This is a genomic window from Pseudomonas cichorii (genome assembly GCF_019719005.1).
In the GTDB taxonomy this organism is placed as follows: Bacteria; Pseudomonadota; Gammaproteobacteria; order Pseudomonadales; family Pseudomonadaceae; genus Aquipseudomonas; species Aquipseudomonas cichorii_E.
Window position 1 is genome coordinate 113,919 of sequence record NZ_JAIGPJ010000001.1, and the last position, 22,486, is coordinate 136,404.

General features: G+C 55.8%; 7 protein-coding genes and 1 pseudogene. 4 read left to right on the plus strand and 4 right to left on the minus strand.

Going from position 1 to position 22,486, the window contains the following annotated elements; all coding sequences use genetic code 11:
- Positions 1–2: 2 nt before the first annotated feature.
- The 4 genes from K5D32_RS00565 to yacG are packed head-to-tail and all read left to right on the plus strand — an operon-like array spanning position 3 to position 2,920.
- Complete coding sequence (locus K5D32_RS00565) at positions 3–1,220, plus strand: type II secretion system F family protein (RefSeq protein WP_221598998.1); 1,218 nt, start codon at positions 3–5, stop codon at positions 1,218–1,220.
- A gap of 1 nt (position 1,221) precedes the next feature.
- On the plus strand, positions 1,222–2,094 hold the full coding sequence (locus K5D32_RS00570) for an A24 family peptidase (protein ID WP_221539815.1): 873 nt from the start codon (positions 1,222–1,224) through the stop codon (positions 2,092–2,094).
- A complete protein-coding gene (coaE, locus tag K5D32_RS00575; RefSeq protein ID WP_221598999.1) occupies positions 2,091–2,714 on the plus strand; it encodes a dephospho-CoA kinase in 624 nt (207 codons plus the stop codon). Before K5D32_RS00570 ends, coaE begins: the two co-directional genes overlap by 4 nt.
- Positions 2,711–2,920, plus strand: coding sequence for a DNA gyrase inhibitor YacG (gene yacG / locus K5D32_RS00580; RefSeq protein ID WP_221578323.1), 210 nt, complete (start codon positions 2,711–2,713; stop codon positions 2,918–2,920). Before coaE ends, yacG begins: the two co-directional genes overlap by 4 nt.
- Here the strand turns inward: yacG and K5D32_RS00585 are convergent.
- The 4 genes and pseudogenes from K5D32_RS00585 to K5D32_RS00595 form a co-directional block, all read right to left on the minus strand.
- Positions 2,914–3,381 carry a hypothetical protein gene (locus tag K5D32_RS00585; RefSeq protein ID WP_221539810.1) on the minus strand — a complete coding sequence of 156 codons (468 nt, stop codon included), beginning with the start codon at positions 3,379–3,381 and terminating at the stop codon, positions 2,914–2,916. The two genes, yacG and K5D32_RS00585, sit on opposite strands and share 7 nt — an antisense overlap.
- A gap of 185 nt (positions 3,382–3,566) precedes the next feature.
- Complete coding sequence (locus K5D32_RS26160; RefSeq protein ID WP_409372852.1) at positions 3,567–4,427, minus strand: methyl-accepting chemotaxis protein; 861 nt, start codon at positions 4,425–4,427, stop codon at positions 3,567–3,569.
- Positions 4,425–5,450, minus strand: a pseudogene (locus K5D32_RS26165) (cache domain-containing protein); the annotation flags it as partial. The pseudogene K5D32_RS26165 and the gene K5D32_RS26160, both read right to left, overlap by 3 nt.
- A gap of 891 nt (positions 5,451–6,341) precedes the next feature.
- Positions 6,342–22,163 (minus strand): calcium-binding protein, encoded by a 15,822-nt coding sequence (locus tag K5D32_RS00595; RefSeq protein ID WP_409372853.1) that lies wholly within the window; start codon positions 22,161–22,163, stop codon positions 6,342–6,344.
- Positions 22,164–22,486: the final 323 nt, after the last annotated feature.

Consider the following 22,486-nt stretch of genomic DNA (forward strand, 5'->3'; position numbering starts at 1 on the left):
ACATGGCTAGCAAAGCAGTCAAAGTCACTGTTTACACCTGGGAAGGCCTGGACAAGAAAGGCTCGAAAATGAGTGGAGAGTTGAGTGGCCATAACCCGGCACTCATCAAGGCACAACTGCGCAAGCAAGGCATCAACCCCACCAAGGTGCGGAAAAAGTCCGTCTCGATATTCGGCAACGGCAAGAAAATCAAACCTCTGGATATCGCCTTTTTCTCAAGGCAAATGGCAACGATGATGAAAGCGGGGGTTCCGTTGCTGCAATCCTTCGACATCATCAGCGAGGGTGCCGAAAACCCGAACATGCGGGCGCTGGTGGACTTCCTGAAGCAGGAAGTGTCGGCGGGTAACAGCCTGGCAACGGCCCTGCGGCAAAAGCCCGAATACTTTGACGACCTGTATTGCAACCTGGTGGATGCAGGCGAGCAGGCCGGAGCCCTTGAAAGTCTGCTGGATCGGGTTGCCACCTATAAGGAGAAGACCGAGGCACTCAAGTCCAAGATCAAGAAGGCCATGACCTACCCCATCGCAGTCATGTTTGTAGCGGTGATTGTTTCGGGTATTTTGCTGATCAAGGTCGTGCCGCAATTTCAGTCGGTATTTGCAAACTTCGGAGCAGACCTTCCCGCCTTTACCTTGATGGTCATCGGGCTATCAGAGATCGTGCAAAATTGGTGGCTGGCCATCGTCGGTCTTTTTTTTGTGGGCTTTTTCATGTTCAAACGAGCCTACAAGCAATCTCAGAACTTTCGTGACCGTATCGACAGATTCCTGTTGAAAGTTCCGATCATTGGCCCGCTGATTTTCAAATCTTCCGTAGCCCGCTACTCACGAACCCTTGCAACAACCTTCGCAGCAGGTGTTCCGCTGGTGGAAGCACTTGACTCGGTAGCCGGCGCTACCGGCAATGTGGTGTTCAAGAATGCGGTCAACAAGATCAAGCAAGACGTTTCAACCGGTATGCAACTGAACTTCTCCATGCGTTCAGTGAATGTATTCCCGAGCCTGGCCATTCAGATGACCGCGATTGGTGAAGAATCCGGCGCTCTGGATTCCATGCTCGACAAGGTTGCGACTTACTACGAGGACGAAGTCGATAATATGGTCGACAGCCTGACCAGCCTCATGGAGCCGATGATCATGGCAGTACTCGGCGTTATCGTGGGAGGCCTGGTGCTTGCCATGTACTTGCCTATCTTCAAACTCGGAAACGTCGTCTGATATGCCCCTTCTCGATTTCCTGGCCAGCTCCGTGCTGGCCTTCGTCATTTTCACCTCTGTTCTAGGCCTGCTGGTTGGCAGCTTCCTGAATGTGGTGGTTTATCGACTGCCCAAAATGATGGATCGCGACTGGAAGATTCAGGCACGGGAAATACTGGAGCTGCCCGCCGAACCCAAGCCAGACACGTTCAACCTGATCCTTCCGCATTCCAGCTGCCCGCAATGCAACCATCGGATTCGCGCCTGGGAAAACATTCCGGTCATCAGTTATCTGGCCCTTGGCGGTAAATGCTCGAACTGCAAGACCCCCATCAGCAAGCGCTACCCACTGGTCGAGCTGACTTGCGGAGTGTTATCAGCCTATATCGCCTGGCATTTCGGTTTTGGCTGGCAGGCTGCGGCGATGCTGGTGCTGAGCTGGGGCTTGTTGGCCATGAGCCTGATCGATGCCGATCACCAGTTACTGCCGGACTCTCTGGTTCTGCCCTTGTTATGGCTAGGGCTTATCGTCAATGCCTTTGGCCTGTTCACATCCCTCAACGATGCCATCTGGGGAGCCGTGGCCGGCTATCTGGCGTTATGGTCGGTGTTCTGGCTATTCAAGCTGCTGACCGGCAAGGAAGGCATGGGCTATGGCGACTTCAAGTTGCTGGGGATGCTCGGGGCCTGGGGCGGCTGGCAGATCCTGCCGTTGACGATCCTTTTATCGTCGCTGGTGGGCGCTGTGCTGGGCGTGATTCTGATGCGCATTCGCCAGGTCGAGGCGGGGACGCCGATTCCCTTCGGTCCCTATCTGGCCATTGCGGGGTGGATCGCTTTGCTCTGGGGTGGTCAAATAACCGACTCCTATTTGCAGTTTGCCGGTTTCAAATGACCAACCCTGCTTTCAAACCTTGGATTCTTGGCCTGACAGGCGGCATCGGTAGCGGTAAAAGTGCGGCAGCACAGTGCTTTATCGACCTGGGCATCCATACCGTGGATGCCGACCATGTTGCCCGCTGGGTGGTCGAGCCCGGACGTCCGGCGCTGGCGAAGATTGCCGAGCACTTCGGCAGCGATGTGCTTCAAGCCAGCGGTGAGCTGGACCGCGGCGCTCTGCGCGCACGGATTTTCCAGCACCCTGAAGAACGGCGCTGGCTGGAGGCCCTGCTGCATCCGCTGATCAATCAGGAGATCGTCAGCTATCTGGCCCAGGCGCAATCGCCTTATGCGATTCTGGTTTCGCCGCTGCTGATCGAGTCCGGGCAATACAAGATGGTGCAACGGGTTCTGGTGATCGATGCTCCCGAAAACCTGCAAGTAGAACGCACCATGCAGCGCGACGGCTCCAGTCAGGAGCAGGTCCAGGCCATTCTCAAGGTCCAGGCGCAACGTGAAGAGCGCCTGCGCCACGCCGACAATGTGCTGACCAACGATCGCGACCCGGCATGGCTGAAAAGCGAAGTCGAACGCCTGCATCACTTTTTTCTTACTTTGCCCGGAGGCCAATCGTGAGCCAACCAACAATCGTCCAATGCCCGACCTGTGGCGCCCCGGTGGAATGGAGCACCGCCAGCCCTGCCCGACCGTTCTGCTCCGACCGCTGCAAGCTGATCGACCTGGGCGCCTGGGCGTCCGAAGAACATGCGATTCCGGTCAGCCCGGATGCCGAGGACGAACTGTTCTCCGGTGATCTGGACCGGCCGCTACGCGATCACTGACCTTGCCGTTCAAGCGCGGCCAGTAACTGCTCGGCACTGCTGAACTGTTGCTGGCTCACCAGTTGCCCGTCGCGCAACTGCAACCACAGCACCTTGTCTTCATCCCCCGCATACTGCGGCACGATGCGCGCATCGCGGTCGAGGATGACGCGGTAGGAATAGTTACGCATCTTGGGGATCGCAAACAGGCTGGCAATCAAACTGGGCATCTTCTGGATATCGGCCACAAATACGGTTTGCCGAGACTCCAGAAAACCCTTGGGCTTGTCCTTGAGCGCTACATTGACCAGCTTGGCTGCGTCCATGCTGCGGGCGACCAATAGCGTCTGAGTCTGGTTGTTCAGGGTATAAGGCTGATCGTGCTGGTCGAGCAGCGTCCAGGGTGTCAGCCGCTCACCGACTTGCAAAGCCTGTGCGGTCAGAGGCAATAAGGCCAGAAGCAGGATGGGCAAGAGTTTCAATGTGCGAGTCCTTGAGCATGAGTGGCAGTGGGCATGAATGCTTTCACAGACATGCCCACCCAAGTCAACTGCCCAGCGTGTTTAAGGCGTACATTTTCGGCGCCTTCAAACTGGCTGTCGCGGCCAAGGCCCCTCCCACGGTTCCCAACCACCGACTGACGTACACCGTCTCTACAAGCTAAACCTCAGACATTGAAACGCCTCAGCAAACGATCCTGCTGATCGACCTGCTCCACCATCAAAGCACACTGGCGCACCTGAATTTCGGCACTGGCCGCCACTTCATGGCTGATGTCGCGGATATTGGTGGTATTGAGATTGATCTCTTCAGTGGTCGCGCTCTGCTGTTCTGCGGCAGTGGCGATCTGCATGTTCATGTCATTGATGCGGATGATTGCCTGACGGATATCCGTCAGCATTTCATTGGCCGCGCCCGCCTCTTCAGCGGTCTTGCTGGCACTGTCGCGGTTCAGTTGCATACGCGACTCGGCTTGCTTAACGCCGGTCTGCAACTGATCGATCATCTGACGAATTTCCTGGGTCGATTGCTGAGTACGCGAGGCCAGGGAACGCACCTCGTCGGCAACCACCGCAAAACCACGCCCGGACTCACCTGCACGTGCCGCTTCGATGGCCGCGTTCAGGGCAAGCAGGTTGGTCTGCTCGGCAATGCTGTTGATCACCGACAGAATCGACTCGATATTCTGGCTGAGCCTGGCTAGTTCGGTAATCGCCTGGCTGGCCTCATCCATCTCCACGGCCAGGTTCTTGATGGCATTGGTCGAACGCGACACCACACGCACACCGCTGTCGACCTCATCATTGGCAGAGAGCGCCGCCTGAGCCGCTGCCTGAGCGTTACGCGCCACCTCTTCGGCCGTAGAAGCCATCTCCTGCATTGCAGTAGCCAATTGATCGAGTTCCTGCAGTTGTCGTTGCAGGCGGCCATCGGCCTGATTGGCTTCGCCGGAAGTCCGGTTGGTGCTTTCATGAACCTGCTTCGAGCTGCCCATCACCTGCACGATGAGGGTTTGCAGGCTTTCCATGAAGCGATTGAATTCACGGGACAACAAGGCAATTTCATCATTGCCGGAGTCAGGCAAGCGTCGGGTCAGATCGCCCTCACCGCTGTTGATTTCCCGCAAGGAGGTGTGAAGCAGATCAAGGGGCTTGAGCAGCCGCTTCATCAGCGCGCCCAGCACCAGCAAGCTGATCAGAACACCCAGCAGCGTGGCAATAGCAGCTCGCCAGCTCAGGCTATTGGCCTCGGCCATGACGATACTGTTATCCAGTACGACGCCGATGTACCAGTTCATGCCCTTGAGGTTGGACAGCGGAGTGAAAGACACCAGCAGGTCCTTGCCTGAGGCGCTGACCGGCTGCAGCCTGTTTTCCAGAACCGGGCTCTTGCCCTCGAACAGCTCGCTGTAGCTCTTGCCATTCAAAGCACTGTTCGGGTGAGAAATGATGTTGCCGCTACTGCTCATCAGAAAAGCGTAACCGGCACCATTGAAGTCCATGGTATTGATCGTATCGGACACGCTTTTCAAGCGGACATCGCCGCCGATCACACCAAGAAACTCACCCGCATTGCGCAATGGCGTAACCGCAGAAATCAGCGTCTCTCCGGTTGTGGAGTCGACATAGGGTTCAGTGAGCACAGCCTGCCCGGTCGCCTTGCCCGTCGCATACCAGGGACGCGTGCGGCCATCCCATTCAGGCTTTGGCTTCCAGGAATCCAGGTTCTTGATGGGCTTGCCATCGCTTTGCAAGGCACCAAAAACCAGAATGAACTCGTCCTTGAGCAGAGGGCTGCCAATCAGGTGCTGAAGGTTCTCGGCGCTGTAATTGCTGTCGATATTCTGGCTCAACAGATCCATGAGTTTGAGCTTGGAGTTCAGCCAGTTCTCAATCTGTCTGGCCAGCGTATTGCTCGATTCGGCAATGCTTGCCGATACCTGACTGTGAAGAGTGTCACGAACCTTTGCGACCTGCGTCACCGACAATAAACTGGTGGTACAGAACAGTACGAAAGCTGCGGCAAGGCCAGCCTTGTGGACAATCTTCATCAAGTCGCTCCATGCGTTTAGAAAGAAGATTCATCGTAAACAGGATGGTAGCCATATGCAATCAAGCGTTTGATTGAATAGAGCTTTTGTACTATGTCTGTTTTGAATGTGAATTTTCGGAAATACCGAAAAGCATGCTTGTAAACGACAAAGAATGCCAACACACGACAGAATTCAACGATGCAGAAGAGATTTTCAGAGTAATAATCTCTTTCGCAAACACCCGGAAATGTCCCGGAATTCCCCCGCTTACAAAGGCGAAATGGTACCCAGCAGACCAATGCCGATGGTCAGGATCAAAAAACCAATCAGGAAGAATGCAAGCTTAGCCATCTCAGGCCTCCTACAGGGACAGAGTTGCGATACAGCGCGTGGCAGATGACTCGGGGAGCGCTGCGGTGTGGAGATTGTGAGGTGAGGGTGGATTTCGGTACAGATTCAGGTGATGGAGAAAAATGCGGATCAGATTGGATGCATCAATTCAGGGGTTAGTATGAAACTGCACAGAATCACAGTTCAAAAAATTTGGTGAGCGAATCTTAAATAACGCTCACCAGACACGGTCATTTTTTCCTGGTTTTCATTTCTGCCTGCGGATCATCACAGCTTGGTCTTTGGCAAGGTTGAACAGAAGCATCTCCTGTCATTGTAAAGGTTCCTTTTCGCTGCCCATCTTTTGCGCACCTATCACACCAGACCTCAGATGAGTTATCTCGAGCTTCAACATTTCCTGTTTGCATAAAAACTCCTTAAGTTTTCATAAAGCTTTACGGACTGACGATTTATTTAAATCAAGAAACTCTTCCACACACGAAAGCCTATCTGAACGCACAAACCTTCAACTCTCTTTAAAAAGAGGTGCACCGTTACCGGCACACCTCTTCCCAATACTTACTGCCAGTTAGCAGCCAGCACTGCCTCCAGTTGCGTTTGTTGTGCAGCCGTCAGGTTTCTCTCTGCTCCTGCATCGACTCCGAATGACGCCATGCTGTCGACCAGGTTTTGTACCTGGCTGTCGAGCAAGGTTTTGCCATCGGCCGTTTTGAACTGATCCACCTGGTAGTCGTTGGCCGCGTACCAATTGCTCACCAGCACTTTGTCATTAGTGTCGATGATGCTGACTTCCAGATCGTTGCCACTGCGACGGAACCACAGGTCTTCCAGGCTGACATCGGCACCGAACTGCAACACATCCGTGCTGCTGCCGGTGTCGTAGTTGCTGATGGTGTCTCTGCCCGAACCGATGCCGAACTCGTAGGTATCACTGCCATCACCACCGCTGAGGTAGTCATTGCCAGCTCCGCCATTGAGCACGTCATTGCCCGTCCCACCATAGAGCGTGTCGTTGCCGGCATCACCGAAGAGGTTATCGTTGCCTGCGTCGCCATACAGCGTATCGGCACCGGCACCGCCGGTCAGGTTGTCATTCCCGGCATCACCAAAGAGACTGTCATCGCCATCGCCAGCGCTGATGACATCGTCACTGGTGTAGCCACGCAGGGTCTGATCGGATGTACTGCCGAGCAGTACGTGCGACTTGATGAGCGACTGGCTCCAGATCGTGCCATCGGCAAATTGCAGCTGGTCGATCTGATAGCCGCTTGTTGCGTCCTCGGAGAAGTGACTCATCACTCGCAGACTGTCGGTCGTACCGTTCACGCGAATGATCAGATCATTGCTCTCACGAACGATGCTGACATCGTTCACGTTGAGATCAGCAAGCTTCACGGTATCGAGTTTGCCGGTACGGCTTTCATGGGCGTAGTAGATGGTGTCCTGGCCTGCGCCTTTACCGAACAGGTAAGTATCGTCGCCGTTACCGCCGTTCAGTTGGTCATTGCCTGCACCGCCGTCCAGGACGTCGTTGCCGTCTCCGCCGTAGAGCGTGTCATTGCCGATGCCTCCTTGCAGCCAGTCGTCGCCAGCATCGCCGTTCAGGGTGTCAGCGCCAGCGCTGCCTGAGAGAGTGTCGTTACCACTGCCGCCATTGACCGTATCGTCACCAGCACCCGCGTCGATCACGTCATTGCTGGACGTTCCCGAGAGGGTTTCATCAATGTCCGAGCCTTGCAGGACCCGGAACTTGATCTGGTTCTGATCCCAAACAGTGCCATCGGCAAACTCGATGCGGTCGATCTGGTAGCCATAAGTTGCATCGCTGGTGAAGTGGCCGACTACACGCAGGCTATCGGTGCTACCCAGCACGCGAATGAGCAAGTCGTTACCTTCACGAAGCACACTGACATCTGCCACGCTCAAGTTGGTCAGTTTTACGGTATCAAGCTTGTCGGCACGACTTTCATAGGCATAGTAAATGGTGTCCTGACCCGCCCCCTTGCCGAACAGATACGTATCGTTGCCATCGCCCCCGTCGAGTTGATCGTTGCCCAGGCCGCCATCAAGGATGTCATCACCGGTGCCGCCATTGAGCGTGTCGTTGCCCGAACCGCCCTGCAGCAGATCATTGCCCGCACCGCCGTTCAGCGTATCGGCACCGGCATTGCCCATCAGAGTGTCGTTGCCAGCAGCACCATTGATGACATCGTCGCCCGCTCCGGCATCGATGACATCGTCACCGTCGGTCCCTGTCAGGGTTTCCTCGGCTTCGCTGCCCTGAAGCACCTGATTCCTGATGGCTGCCTGATCCCAGAAGCTGCCATCGGCGAACTGGATGCGATCAATCTGGTAACCATAGGTCGCATCACTCATGAAGTGATAAACAACGCGCAGGCTATCAGTGCTGCCCAGCACTCGAATGAGCAGGTCATTACCATCACGACGCACGCTGATATCCGCGGCGTTCAGATCAACCAGCTTGACGGTATCGAGCTTGCCTGCACGATTCTCATAGGCGTAGTAAATGGTGTCCTGACCGGCCCCCTTGGCAAAGAGGTAAGTATCGTCGCCATCTCCGCCATCGAGACGATCATTGCCTGCACCGCCATCAAGGATGTCGTTACCAAGCCCACCATTGAGGGTGTCGTTGCCCAGACCGCCCAGCAACAGATCATCCCCGGCGTCGCCATTGAGCGTATCTGCGCCCTTGCTGCCTGACAGCGTATCGTTGCCGCTGCCACCATTGACGGTATCGTCACCTGCACCCGCATCAATGCTGTCGTCACTGGCAGTGCCTGCCAGTGTCTCATCGGCATCGGTGCCTTGCAGAACAGCGGACTTGATCGCGGCCTGATTCCAGATGCTACCGTCAGCGAACTGGATCTGGTCGATCTGGTAACCATAGGTTGCGTCGTTGGTGAAGTGGCTCACCACTCGCAGACTGTCGGTGGTACCCAGCACGCGAATGAGCAAGTCGTTACCCTCACGACGCACACTCACATCCACCGCATTCAAGTCGGTCAGTTTCACGGTATCGAGCTTGTCGGCGCGACTTTCATAGGCGTAGTAGATGCTGTCCTGACCCGAGCCTTTGCCGAACAGATACGTGTCGTCACCGGCACCACCGTCCAGCATGTCATTGCCGGCGCCACCATCCAGTTGGTCGTTTCCGTTGCCTCCATAGAGAGCGTCCTTACCGTCGCCTCCATTCAGCACGTCATTGCCATCCTCGCCATTCAAGGTGTCGGCACCGCTACCGCCCGAAAGGGTATCGTTGCCGCTGCCGCCGTTGACGACATCGTCACCCGCAGCGGCATTGATGATGTCATCGCTGCCCGTACCGGCCAGGGTTTCATCCGCTTCAGTCCCTTGCAGCACTTGCGCCTTGATCGCGGTTTGATCCCAGAAACTGCCGTCAGCGAAGCCAATCCGATCAATCTGGTAGCCGGCTGTGGCATCGCTCATGAAGTGATAGACGACACGCAGGGTATCGGTTGTGCCGTTGATACGAATCACCAGGTCATAACCGTCACGCGCGACGCTGACATCGGCAGCATTGAGGCCAACCAGTTTCACCTGATCGATTTTGTCTGCACGGCTTTCATTGGCGTAGTAGATGGTGTCCTGGCCCGAGCCTTTACCGAACAGATAGGTATCGTCACCGGCACCGCCATCCAGGCGATCATTGCCAGCACCGCCATCGAGGATGTCATTGCCGCTGCCACCGTAGAGGATGTCGTTGCCCGATCCGCCTTGCAGCAGATCGTTACCCTCGTCGCCATTCAGGGTATCGGCACCATCGCCTCCCGACAGGCTGTCGTTGCCTGCTGCGCCACTGAGTGCGTCGTCGCCTGCACCGCCATCGATCAGGTCATCGCTGGCAAAGCCGGTGAGGGTCTGATCGGCTGGAGTGCTGGTAAGCACTTGCGCCTTGATTGCGCTCTGATCCCAGAAGCTGCCGTCGGCAAATTCGATGCGATCGATCTGATAGCCCGCCGTGGCGTCGCTCATGAAGTGATAGACAACACGCAAGCTGTCGGTCGTGTTGTTGATACGAACAACCAGGTCATAGCCATCGCGTGCAACGCTGACATCCGCTGCATTCAGGTCAACCAGCTTGATGGTATCGAGCTTGCCTGCACGACTTTCATTGGCGTAGTAGATGGTGTCCTGGCCCGAGCCTTTACCGAACAGGTAGGTATCGTCACCGGCACCGCCGTCTAGACGATCATTGCCAGCACCACCATCAAGGATGTCATTGCCTGATCCGCCGTTGAGGATGTCGTTGCCCGCTCCGCCTTGCAGCAGATCGTTACCTTCATCGCCGTTCAGGGTGTCGGCACCTGAGCCACCGGACAGGCTGTCGTTGCCTGCTCCGCCACTGAGGGTGTCGTCACCGGCACCAGCCTCGATCAGGTCATCGGTGGCGTAACCCGCCAGAGACTGGTCAGCCTCATTGCCTTGCAGTACCTGAGTCTTGATCGCGTCCTGATCCCAGGCGCTGCCATCGGCGAACTGGATACGGTCGATCTGATAACCGGAGGTCGCATCACCCATGAAGTGATAAACAACACGCAGGCTGTCGGTCGTGCCGTTGATACGAATCACCAGGTCATAACCATCACGCGCCACGCTGACATCAGCGGCATTCAGATCAACCAGTTTGACCTGATCGAGCTTGCCTGCACGGCTTTCATTGGCGTAGTAGATGGTGTCCTGACCCGCCCCTTTACCGAACAGGTAGGTGTCGTCACCGGCACCACCATCCAGACGATCATTGCCTGCGCCGCCATCAAGCACATCGTTGCCAGCACCGCCGTTGAGGGTGTCGTTGCCCGATCCACCTTGCAGCAGGTCGTTGCCCTCATCGCCGTTCAGGGTATCGGCACCGGAGCCACCGGACAGGCTGTCGTTGCCTGCCCCGCCATTGAGGCTGTCATCACCGGCACCACCGTCGATCACATCATCGGTGGCGTAGCCCCACAGAGACTGGTCGGCATCACGCCCTTCCAGCACCTGGGTCTTGATGGCCTGCAGATCCCAGACGCTACCATCGGCAAACTGGATCTGGTTGATCTGATAGCCGTAGGTCGCATCGTTGATGAAGTGATTGCTGACTCGAATGCTGTCCGTGGTACCGATTACCCTGATCACAAGGTCACTGCTTTCACGGGAAACGATCACATCGCTGCTGTTCAGCCCGACCAGTTGGACGGTATCGACCTTGTTCTGGGTTGAATCATAAGCCGAGACAATATCCTGGCCCGAGCCCTTGCCGAACAAGTAAGTATCATTACCGGCACCGCCATCCAGACGGTCATTGCCTGAACCGCCATCAAGCGCATCGTTGCCAGCACCACCGTTGAGGGTGTCATTGCCCGACCCGCCTTGCAGCAGATCGTTACCGTCCTCACCGTTCAGAGTATCGGCACCCGCACCACCCTCGATCAGATCATCGCTGGCATAACCCCACAGAGACTGATCGGCATCACGCCCCTTCAGCACCTGGGTCTTGATAGCCTGCTGATCCCAGACAGTGCCATCGGCGAACTGGATCTGGTTGATCTGATAGCCATAGGTCGCATCGCTGATGAAGTGACTGCTGACTCGAATGCTGTCAGTGGTACCGGTTACCCTGATCACAAGGTCACTGCTTTCACGGGAGACAATCACATCGCTGCTGTTCAGCCCGACCAGTTTGATGGTATCGACCTTGTTCTGCGCTGGATCATAGGCAGAGACAGTATCCTGGCCTGAGCCCTTGCCGAACAGGTAGGTATCGTCACCGGCACCGCCATCCAGACGGTCATTGCCAGCACCACCATCAAGCACATCGTTGCCGGCACCGCCGTTGAGGGTGTCATTGCCCGATCCGCCTTGCAGCAGATCGTTGCCCTCTTCGCCGTTCAGGGTATCGGCCCCCGAACCACCGGCCAGAGTGTCGTTGCCAGCACCACCACTGACGGTATCGTCACCAGCACCGCCGTCGATCAGATCATCGGTGGCGTAGCCCCACAGAGACTGATCGACATCGCTGCCCTGTAGCACTTGAGCCTTGATGGCCTGCTGATCCCAGATGCTGCCATCGGCAAACTGAATCTGGCTGATCTGATAGCCATAGGTCGTATCGCTCACGAAGTGGCTGCTGACTCGAAGGCTGTCCATGGTACCGATGACCTTGATCACCAGGTCACTGCTTTCCCGAGAGACGGTCACATCACTGCTGTTCAGCCCGACCAGCCTGACGGTATCGACCTTGTTCTGAGCTGGATCATAGGCCGAGACAGTATCCTGGCCCGAGCCTGCGCCAAACAGATAGGTGTCATTGCCAGAACCACCGTCCAGACGGTCATTACCGGCACCACCGTCTAGCACATCGTCGCCACCATAACCGTAGAGCGTATCGTTACCGGCGCCACCGGTGAGGGTTTCGCTTCCTTCCGTGCCGGAGACAGTCAAAGCACTGACCACTGCAGGTGTGAACAGATTGGTGTTGATATCCTCCTTGCTCCAGATCACACCGTCGGCAAACTGCACCTGATCGATGCCATAGCCGTAGATGGCACTGCTGTAGAAGTGCGCGCTGACCCGCAGGATTTCGCCACTGTCCTTGATCTGAATGATCAGGTCATCGGACTCACGGCGCATCACCACATCGGCAGCATTCAGGCCTTCCAGACGAATCACGTCCAGTTTGTTGGCCGTGGTGTCGTTGTAGGCGTAGTTGTTGATGGTGTCCTGGCCTGAGCCCTTGCGGAACACATAAGTGTCGGAGCCATAGTCACCACTCAACGAGTCATTGCCACTGCCACCATCCAGAGTGTCGTTGCCATCTCCACCATTGAGGGTGTCACGGCCATCGCCACCATTGAGGATGTCATCACCGGCACGGCCATTCAGGGTGTCGTTGCCCGACAGGCCGAACAGACTGTCTGCCGAATCGTACCCTGTCAGGGTCTCATCGACTTCCGTACCGGTCAGCAGCGCTGTACGAATCTGCTCATTGCTCAGCACCGTACCATCGGCAAACTGCACCTGATCAATGTTATAGCCGTAGAGAGCGCTGGTGCTGAAATGCGAGCTGACCCGCAGGGTTTCGCCACTGTCCTTGATCTGAATGATCAGGTCATCGGACTCACGGCGCAGTACCACATCGGCAGCGTTCAACCCTTCCAGACGAATCACGTCCAGTTTGTTGGCCGTGGTGTCGTTGTAGGCGTAGTTGTTGATGGTGTCCTGGCCTGAGCCCTTGCGGAACACATAGGTGTCGGAACCGTAGTCACCACTCAACGAGTCATTGCCACTGCCACCATCCAGAGTGTCGTTGCCATCTCCACCGTTAAGGGTGTCATTGCCATCGCCACCATTGAGAATGTCATCACCAGCACGTCCATTCAGGGTGTCGTTACCCGACAGGCCGAACAGGCTGTCTGCCGAATCGTACCCTGTAAGGGTCTCATCGACTTCGGTACCGGTCAGCAGCGCCGTACGAATCTGCTCATTGGTCAGAATCGTGCCATCAGCGAACTGCAACTGATCAATGCCATAGCCATAGATCGCACTGCTGTAGAAGTGCGAGCTGACCCGCAGGGTTTCACCGCTTTCCTTGATCTGAATGATCAGGTCATCAGACTCACGGCGCAGCACCACATCGGCAGCGTTCAGGCCTTCCAGACGAATCACGTCCTGCTTGTTAGCCGTGGTGTCGTTGTAGGAATAGTTATTGATGGTGTCCTGACCCGAACCTTTGCGGAACACGTAGGTGTCGGAGCCGTAACCGCCATCCAGCGAATCATTTCCGCTACCGCCGTCCAGAGTGTCGTTGCCATAGCCACCCGTCAGGGTGTCATTGCCTGCGCCACCCAGCAGCGTGTCGTTGCCATCGTCACCATTCAAGGTGTCACGGCCATCGCCACCGTCGAGGATGTCATCACCGGCACGACCATTGAGGGTGTCGTTGCCCGACAGGCCGAACAGGCTGTCGGCCGACTCGTAACCTGTAAGGGTTTCATCGACTTCGGTACCGGTCAGCAGAGCCTCTCTGATCTGGGCATTGGTCAACACCGTGCCATCGGCAAACTGCACCTGATCGATGCCATAGCCATAGATCGCACTGCTGTAGAAGTGCGAGCCGACCCGCAAGGTTTCACCGCTGTCCTTGATCTGGATGATCAGGTCATCGGACTCACGGCGCATCAACACATCGGCTGCATTCAGGCCTTCCAGACGGATTACGTCCAGCTTGTTGGCCGTGGTGTCGTTATAGGAATAGTTGCTGATGGTGTCCTGGCCCGAGCCCTTGCGGAACACATAAGTGTCGGAGCCGTAGCCGCCATCCAGCGAGTCGTTACCAGCGCCGCCGTCCAGAATGTCGTTGCCATAACCACCGGTCAGCGTGTCGTTGCCTGCACCGCCCAGCAACGTGTCGTTACCGTCTTCACCGTTGAGGGTGTCACGGCCATCGCCACCGTCGAGGATGTCATCACCGGCACGACCATTCAGGGTGTCGTTGCCCGACAGGCCGGACAGACTGTCCGCCGACTCATAGCCTGTAAGGGTCTCATCGACTTCGCTACCACTCAGCAACGCTGTACGAATCTGTTCGTTGCTCAGCGTCGTACCATCGGCAAACTGAACCCGGTCAATGTTATAGCCGTAGAGAACGCTGGTGCTGAAATGCGAACTGACCCTTAGGCTTTCACCGCTGTCCTTGATCTGGATGATCAGGTCATCGGACTCACGGCGCATCACCACATCGGCAGCATTCAGGCCTTCCAGACGAATTACGTCAAGCTTGTTGGCCGTGGTGTCGTTGTAGGCGTAGTTGCTGATGGTGTCCTGGCCCGAGCCCTTGCGGAACACATAGGTGTCGGAGCCGTAGCCGCCATCCAGCGAGTCATTACCAGCGCCGCCGTCCAGGGTGTCATCGCCATAACCGCCAGTCAGCGTGTCATTACCTGCGCCACCCAGCAGAGTGTCATTGCCGTCTTCGCCGTAGAGAATGTCCTTGCCGCCACCGCCTTCAAGCAGATCATTACCAGCACGGCCACTGAGGGTGTCGTTACCTTCAGCACCGGACAAACGATCATCGCTGGCGTAACCAGTGATGCTGTCGTCGATTTCTGTGCCGATCAGCAAGGCTGCTGTGATCTGAGCCTGATCCCAGACGACACCGTCGGCGAACTGCAACTGGTTGATCGCATAGCCATAGCTTTGATCGCTGTAGAAGTGCGAGCTGACCCGCAGGGTTTCACCGGTCTGGCGAATCTGGATCACCAGGTCGTCAGACTCGCGACGAATGCTGACATCTTCTGTGGTCAGCCCCTCCAGACGCACAACATCCAGCTTGTCCGGCGTGGTGTCGTTGTAGGCATAGTTGTTGATCGTGTCGCGGCCATAACCCTTGCCGAATACATAGGTGTCAGAGCCTTTGCCGCCGTCCAGGGTGTCGTTACCGGCACCACCGTCAAGCAGGTCGTTACCTGTTCCACCGCTCAGAGCATCGTTACCTGCGCCACCCAGCAGCGTATCGTTACCTTCCTCGCCGGAGAGCGTGTCCTTGCCATCGCCCCCATCAAGCAGGTCATCGCCGGCACGGCCACTCAGGGTGTCATTGCCCGACTGACCGATGAGGTTATCGTCACTCGCGTAGCCAGTGATGCTGTCATCGCCCTCAGTACCAATCAGCAAGGCTGCCGTGATCTGCGCCTCGTCCCAGACAGTGCCATCGGCAAACTGCAACTGGTTGATCGCATAGCCATAGCTTTGATCGCTGTAGAAATGCGAGCTGACCCTCAGCGTTTCGCCGGTCTGGCGAATCTGGATCAGCAGGTCGTCGGATTCGCGACGAATACTGACATCATTGGTATTCAAACCCTCCAGGCGAACGACATCCAGCTTGTTGGGCGTACTGTCGTTATAGGAGTAGTTGCTGATGGTGTCCTGACCGGAGCCCTTGCGGAAGATATAAGTATCCGAGCCCTTGCCACCCTCCAGGGAATCATTACCGGCACCGCCATCGAGCGTATCGTTACCAGCGCCACCGGACAGGGTGTCGTTGCCAAGTCCTCCCAGCAGCGTGTCATTACCCTCTTCGCCGTAGAGGGTATCGCGACCATCACCACCGCTGAGCAAGTCGTCACCAGCACGACCACTCAATACGTCGTCACCTTCCAGACCAGTCAGCTCATCAGCTGTCGCATAGCCGGTAATGTTGTCGCTGCCCTCCGTGCCAATCAAAAGTGCCGAAGTGATTTTGGCCTGGTCCCAGACGGTGCCATCAGCGAACTGCAACTGATCGATCGCATAGCCATAGCTTTGATCGCTGTAGAAATGCGAACTGACCCGCAGAGTTTCGCCCGTTTGACGGATCTGAATAATCAGATCGTCGGACTCGCGGCGGATACTCACGTCATCGGCGTTCAAGCCTTCCAGACGGACAACATCGAGCTTGTTCAGCGTAGTGTCGTTGTAGGCATAGTTGCTGATGGTGTCCTGGCCCGAACCTTTGCGGAACACGTAAGTATCGGAGCCAAAGCCGCCGTCCAGCGAGTCATTGCCGCTGCCGCCGTCCAGAATATCGTTGCCAGAACCGCCAGAGAGCGTGTCATTGCCAGCGCCACCCAGAAGGGTGTCATCACCCGCCTCGCCGTTCAGGGTATCTCGACCGTCACCGCCATCGAGTACATCATTGCCATTACGCCCGTTGAGGGTGTCATTGCCAGCCAACCCGGACAGCGTATCGGCAGTGTCATAACCCGTGATGGTGTCGTTGCCTTCAGTGCCATTGAGAAGGCTGGCGGTAATTTGCGCTCGATCCCAGACGGTTCCGTCGGCAAATTGCAGTTGATCGATGGCATAACTCCAGTTGCTGGATTCAGCACTGAAATGCGAACGGATACGCAGGGTTTCGCCAGTCTCACGAATCTGCACAATCAGATCATCGGACTCGCGACGCAGACTGACATCTTCGCCATTCAAGCCATCGAGACGTACTACATCGAGTTTGTTGGCAGTCGTATCGTTGTAAGTCGAGTTATCGATTGCATCGGAGCCAGACCCTTTGGCGAAGATATAGGTGTCCGATCCCTTGCCGCCTTCAAGCGTGTCATTACCCGCACCGCCATCCAGAACATCGTTACCGTTTCCGCCACTCAGACTGTCGTTGTCGGCACCGCCGAGCAGCGTGTCATCACCGTCGTCGCCATATAACGTATCGCGCCCGGCACCTCCCAGCAGAGTGTCGTTGCCAAGGGCACCATACAGCGTGTCATTACCTGCCAGACCTTGAAGGGTATCGTCTGTTTCGTAACCGGTAAGCGTGTCGTTGAACTCGCCGCCCGTCAGCAGCGACGCCTTGATTTGCTCCACGCCCCAGACCGTACCGTCAGCGAATTGCAGTTGATCAATGGCGTAGTTGTAGTAAGTGCTGGCAGGAGAGAAGTGTGAGGAAACACGCAGGGTATCGCCGGTTTCCTTGATCTGGATGACCAGATCACTGGACTCGCGACGCAGGCTGATGTCGCCCAGGTTGAGCCCTTCCAGACGGATCACATCCTGCTTCCCCACCGCAGTTTCGTTGTAGACGCTGTTGTAAATGCTGTCCTGGCCCGAGCCTTTGCGGAAGACATAGGTATCGGAGCCGGAGCCGCCATCCAGCGAGTCGTTACCGCTACCGCCATCCAGCACGTCATTGCCATAGCCGCCACTGAGCGAGTCATTACCTGCACCGCCCAGCAAGGTGTCGTTACCTTCGTCACCATTCAGGGTGTCTGCCCCGTTACCGCCGTCGAGCACGTCATCGCCTGCACGGCCACTGAGCGTGTCATTCCCGTCCTGCCCGGAAAGGTTGTCGGCTGTGGCATAACCTGTAAGGGTGTCAGCAACCTCCGAAGCCTGGATAACGGCAGACTTGATCTGCGCGCCGTCCCACACGGAACCATCGGCAAACTTCAGTTGATCGATTGCATAGGCCGTGGTGCCTTCCTGACTGAAATGCGAGCGTACCGTCAGGGTATCGCCTGTCGCCTTGATCTGAATGACAAGGTCGTCACTCGAACGCGAGAACCGCAGATCGGCTGGATTGAGGCCATCGAGCTGGATGGCATCAACCTTGTCTGCAGCTGTTTCGGAGTAGGTACCATTATTGATAACGTCCTGACCATAGCCCTTGGCAAACCGATAAGTGTCGGAGCCACGACCACCGTCGAGAGTATCGTTGCCGGTGCCGCCATCCAGGATGTCGTTACCGTCTTCGCCATACAGGTAATCCGAGCCGGCACCACCGTTCAAGGTGTCCTGGCCAATGCCGCCGTACAGGGTGTCGTTACCGCCATCGCCATTCAGAACATCGTCACCGGCAAGGCCGTTAAGGGTGTCGCCTCCCAGACCACCACTGACACGGTCATCAGAGGCGTAACCAGTAAGAACATCACTGCCGTCGGTACTGGTAAAAGCAGCCATGATCTTGACTTGCTCGACGCTCCACTGCGTACCGTCAGCGAAGCGAATCTGCTCTATAGCGTATGGAGTATCGCCGTCATTCTGGAAGTAGCTGGAAACAGTAACCTTGTCAGTGGCATTTTTCAGCGACAGCACCAGATCATTGCCTGACCGGGTGATGATGATATCGCCAGGAAGAATATCGGCTGCGAACTCGATAACGTCGGTCTTGCCGGTACTTGAGTCGTAGTTGTTGATCGAGTCCTGACCCCAGCCACGGCTGAAGAGGTAGGTATCGGAGCCATCACCTCCAGTCAGATAATCGTTGCCGATACCGCCATCCAGTTGATCGTTGCCCGAGTCGCCATAAAGGTTGTCGTTGCCTGCATCGCCTGCCAGGGTGTCATTGCCATCGCCACCCGTCAGGTAGTCCGAGCCCTCGCCACCGGACAACTGATCGGTACCAGTGCCACCGTACAGATAGTCATTGCCAGCTTCACCGAGCAGAGTATCGTCACCGGCTTCGCCCGAGAGACTGTCAGCACCGGCTCCACCTTGAAGGGTGTCGTTACCTGCCTGACCATACAGGCTGTCATCACCCAGGCCACCGCTCAGCGTGTCATCGGTCGCGTAACCCCAGACATTGTCATTGCCGTCTGTAGTGACGATGGCAAAGGCTTTGATCTGATCGAGATTCCAAGTGGTGCCGTCAGCGAAGCGGATCTGCTCCAGGGCATATGGGGTAACACCATCATTCTGGAAATAGCTGGAGACCGTGATTCTGTCCGTAGAGTTTTTAAGTGACAGGATCAGGTCGGTGCCTGAGCGAGTGACAACGATATCTGTCGAGAGAATATCTGCCGCAAACTCGATAGCATCGATCTTGCCAGTGCTTGAATCGTAGTTGTTGATCGAGTCCTGGCCCCAGCCACGGCTGAAAAGGTACGTGTCGGAACCTTCTCCGCCAGACAGATAATCGTTGCCAATACCGCCATCCAGTTGGTCGTTGCCCAAGTCGCCATATAGCGTGTCGTTGCCTTCATCGCCTGCCAAGGTGTCATTGCCATCGCCACCCGTCAGGTAATCAGCACCCTCGCCACCAGACAACTGATCGGTACCAGTGCCACCGTACAGATAGTCATTGCCAGCTTCGCCGAGCAGAGTATCGTCACCGGCTTCGCCCGAGAGACTGTCGGTACCAGCTCCGCCCTGAAGGGTGTCGTTACCTGCCTGACCATACAGGCTGTCATCACCCTGGCCACCGCTCAGAGTGTCATCGGTCGCGTAGCCCCAGAGATTGTCATTGCCGTCAGTAGTGACGATGGTAAGGGCTTTGATCTGATCGAGACTCCAGACGGTACCTTCAGCAAAGCGGATCTGTTCCAAGATGTAGGAGCTAACGCCATCATTCTGGAAATAGCTGGAAACCGTGATTCTGTCAGTAGAGTTTTTAAGTGACAGAACCAGATCATTGCCTGAACGAGTGACAACAATATCGCTCGGGATAATGTCGCCTGCAAACTCGATAGCATCGGTCTTACCCGTACTTGAGTCGTAGTTGTTGATCGAGTCCTGGCCCCAGCCACGGCTGAAGCGGTAAGTGTCGGAGCCTTCTCCACCAGTGAGGTAATCGTTACCCAGACCACCATCCAGTTGGTCATTGCCCAGGTCACCATAGAGGTAGTCAGCCCCCTCACCACCAGATAACTGGTCGTTACCAGTGCCTCCGTACAGATAGTCATTGCCGGCCTCACCGAGCAAGGTGTCGTCCCCGGCTTCACCCGAAAGGCTGTCAGCACCGGCACCACCTTGAAGCGCGTCGTTGCCTGACTGGCCATACAGGTTGTCATCACCCAGACCGCCGCTCAGGGTGTCATCAGTGGCGTAACCCCAGAGATTGTCATTGCCGTCAGTAGTGACGATGGCAAAGGCTTTGATCTGATCGAGGCCCCAGGTGGTGCCGTCAGCAAAACGGATCTGCTCCAGGACGTAGGGGGTACCACCATCATTCTGGAAGTAGCTGGAAACCGTGATCCTGTCCGTAGAGTTTTTCAGCGACAGCACCAGCTCATTGCCTGAACGGGTGATGATGATATCTGTCGGGAGAATATCTGCTGCAAACTCGATAGCATCGACCTTGCCGGTGCTTGAGTCGTGGTTGTTGATCGAGTCCTGGCCCCAGCCACGGCTGAAAAGGTACGTGTCGGAGCCTTCTCCGCCATAGAGGTAATCGTTACCCAGGCCACCATCCAGTTGGTCATTGCCCAGGTCGCCATAAAGGTAGTCAGAGCCCTCACCACCTGATAACTGATCGTTACCAGTACCTCCATACAGATAGTCATTTCCGGTTTCACCGAGCAGGGTATCGTCACCTGCCTCGCCCGATAGACTGTCCGTACCGGCACCACCTTGAAGGGTGTCGTTACCTGACTGACCATACAGGCTGTCATCACCCAGACCGCCCCTCAGGGTGTCATCGGTGGCGTAACCCCAGAGATTGTCATTGCCGTCAGTAGTGACGATGGCAAAGGCTTTGATCTGGTCGAGGCCCCAGGTGGTGCCGTCAGCAAAACGGATCTGCTCCAGGACGTAGGGGGTAACACCATCATTCTGGAAGTAGCTGGAAACCGTGATCCTGTCCGTAGAGTTTTTCAGCGACAGGAGCAGATCATTGCCTGAGCGGGTGACAACGATATCTGTCGGGAGAATATCTGCTGCAAACTCGATAGCATCGACCTTGCCGGTGCTTGAGTCGTGGTTATTGATCGAGTCCTGGCCCCAGCCACGGCTGAAGCGGTAAGTGTCGGAGCCTTCTCCGCCATAGAGGTAATCGTTACCCAGGCCACCATCCAGTTGGTCATTGCCCAGGTCGCCATAAAGGTAGTCAGAACCCTCACCACCAGATAACTGGTCGTTACCACTACCTCCGTACAGAGAGTCATTTCCGGCTTCACCGAGCAGAGTATCGTCACCGGCGTCGCCCGAGAGGCTGTCAGTACCGGCACCACCTTGAAGGGTGTCGTTACCTGACTGACCATACAGGTTGTCATCACCCAGACCGCCACTTAAAACGTCGTTCGAGGAGTAACCCCATATCACGTCATTTCCAGACGTAGGTACCGAAACGAAAGCTTTTATTTGTTCCAATTCCCACATGACACCATTGGCGAACTGAATGGCTTCAAGCTGATAACTGCTAACCGCATCATTTGAAAAATAGCCATAAACCGTAATCTTGTCGGCACTCCCCCTAAGCGAGAGAACCAGATCTAATTGGCTACGTGAAACCTCAATATCGGCAGGCGAAATATCAGCAGAAAATTCGATTACGTCACGTTTCCCGGTACTGAGATCATAATTCCTGATGGTATCTTGCCCCCATCCACGGCTAAAATAATACTTATCCGAACCCGCACCACCGTACAGATCATCATTACCTGCCCCACCATTTAGCAGGTCATTGCCCTCATCACCCGAAAGTGTATCGGCCCCCACGCCGCCAACAAGAATGTCGTCTCCTACACCACCGTAAATTGCGTCATTACCTTCCCCTCCCATCAGAACATCATTACCCTCATTACCGATAAGATTGTCCCCCCCCGCTCCACCGTGAAGATAATCCCCGACAAGAGATCCCATCTGTGAGTCATGGTTTGAATCCCCTATGAAAACTTTATTTGCCCCTGAATACAATTGACTCAGTTGCAACTTCTGGGCATCGGTCAATTCAGCCACCCAGATACTCAGTTGCTCACTCCACTCTCCATTCTCCATACCAATAGAAAGCTCTGACGCATCCACAATGCCCTGAATGGGGTCAGCGGCATGGGTTTCAATGAGTTTCTGGGTTATACGAGATGTATCAACTCCCACGCCCTCGGCGCTAAGAGTAAAACGCACTTGCGACACATAATCACTTAACCGTGTCTGAAGCACCAGACTTGTATAAACCGAAGACGTCAGAGTATCGTAAGCCTTGTTGATCTGAACGATCTGCTGTGCCTGAAATGAAAACATCTCCTCCGTGACATAAACAATTCCAATTGGATAAGAAACAGAACGAACCACGCCCGTTTTACGATCACCCGTGGAAGATGAAACCAATACCTGTTTCTTTTCCTCTTCACCTGACTCCTCTTTGGCGAACCTGAAATACTCAATACCAGTAAAGGCCTCAAGAATCTTGATCTTTTCGATCAGAGCCTTAGTTTCTAGCTGGCTGGCAGTCGGTTCACGAGACTGGATGGGCTGACTACCTG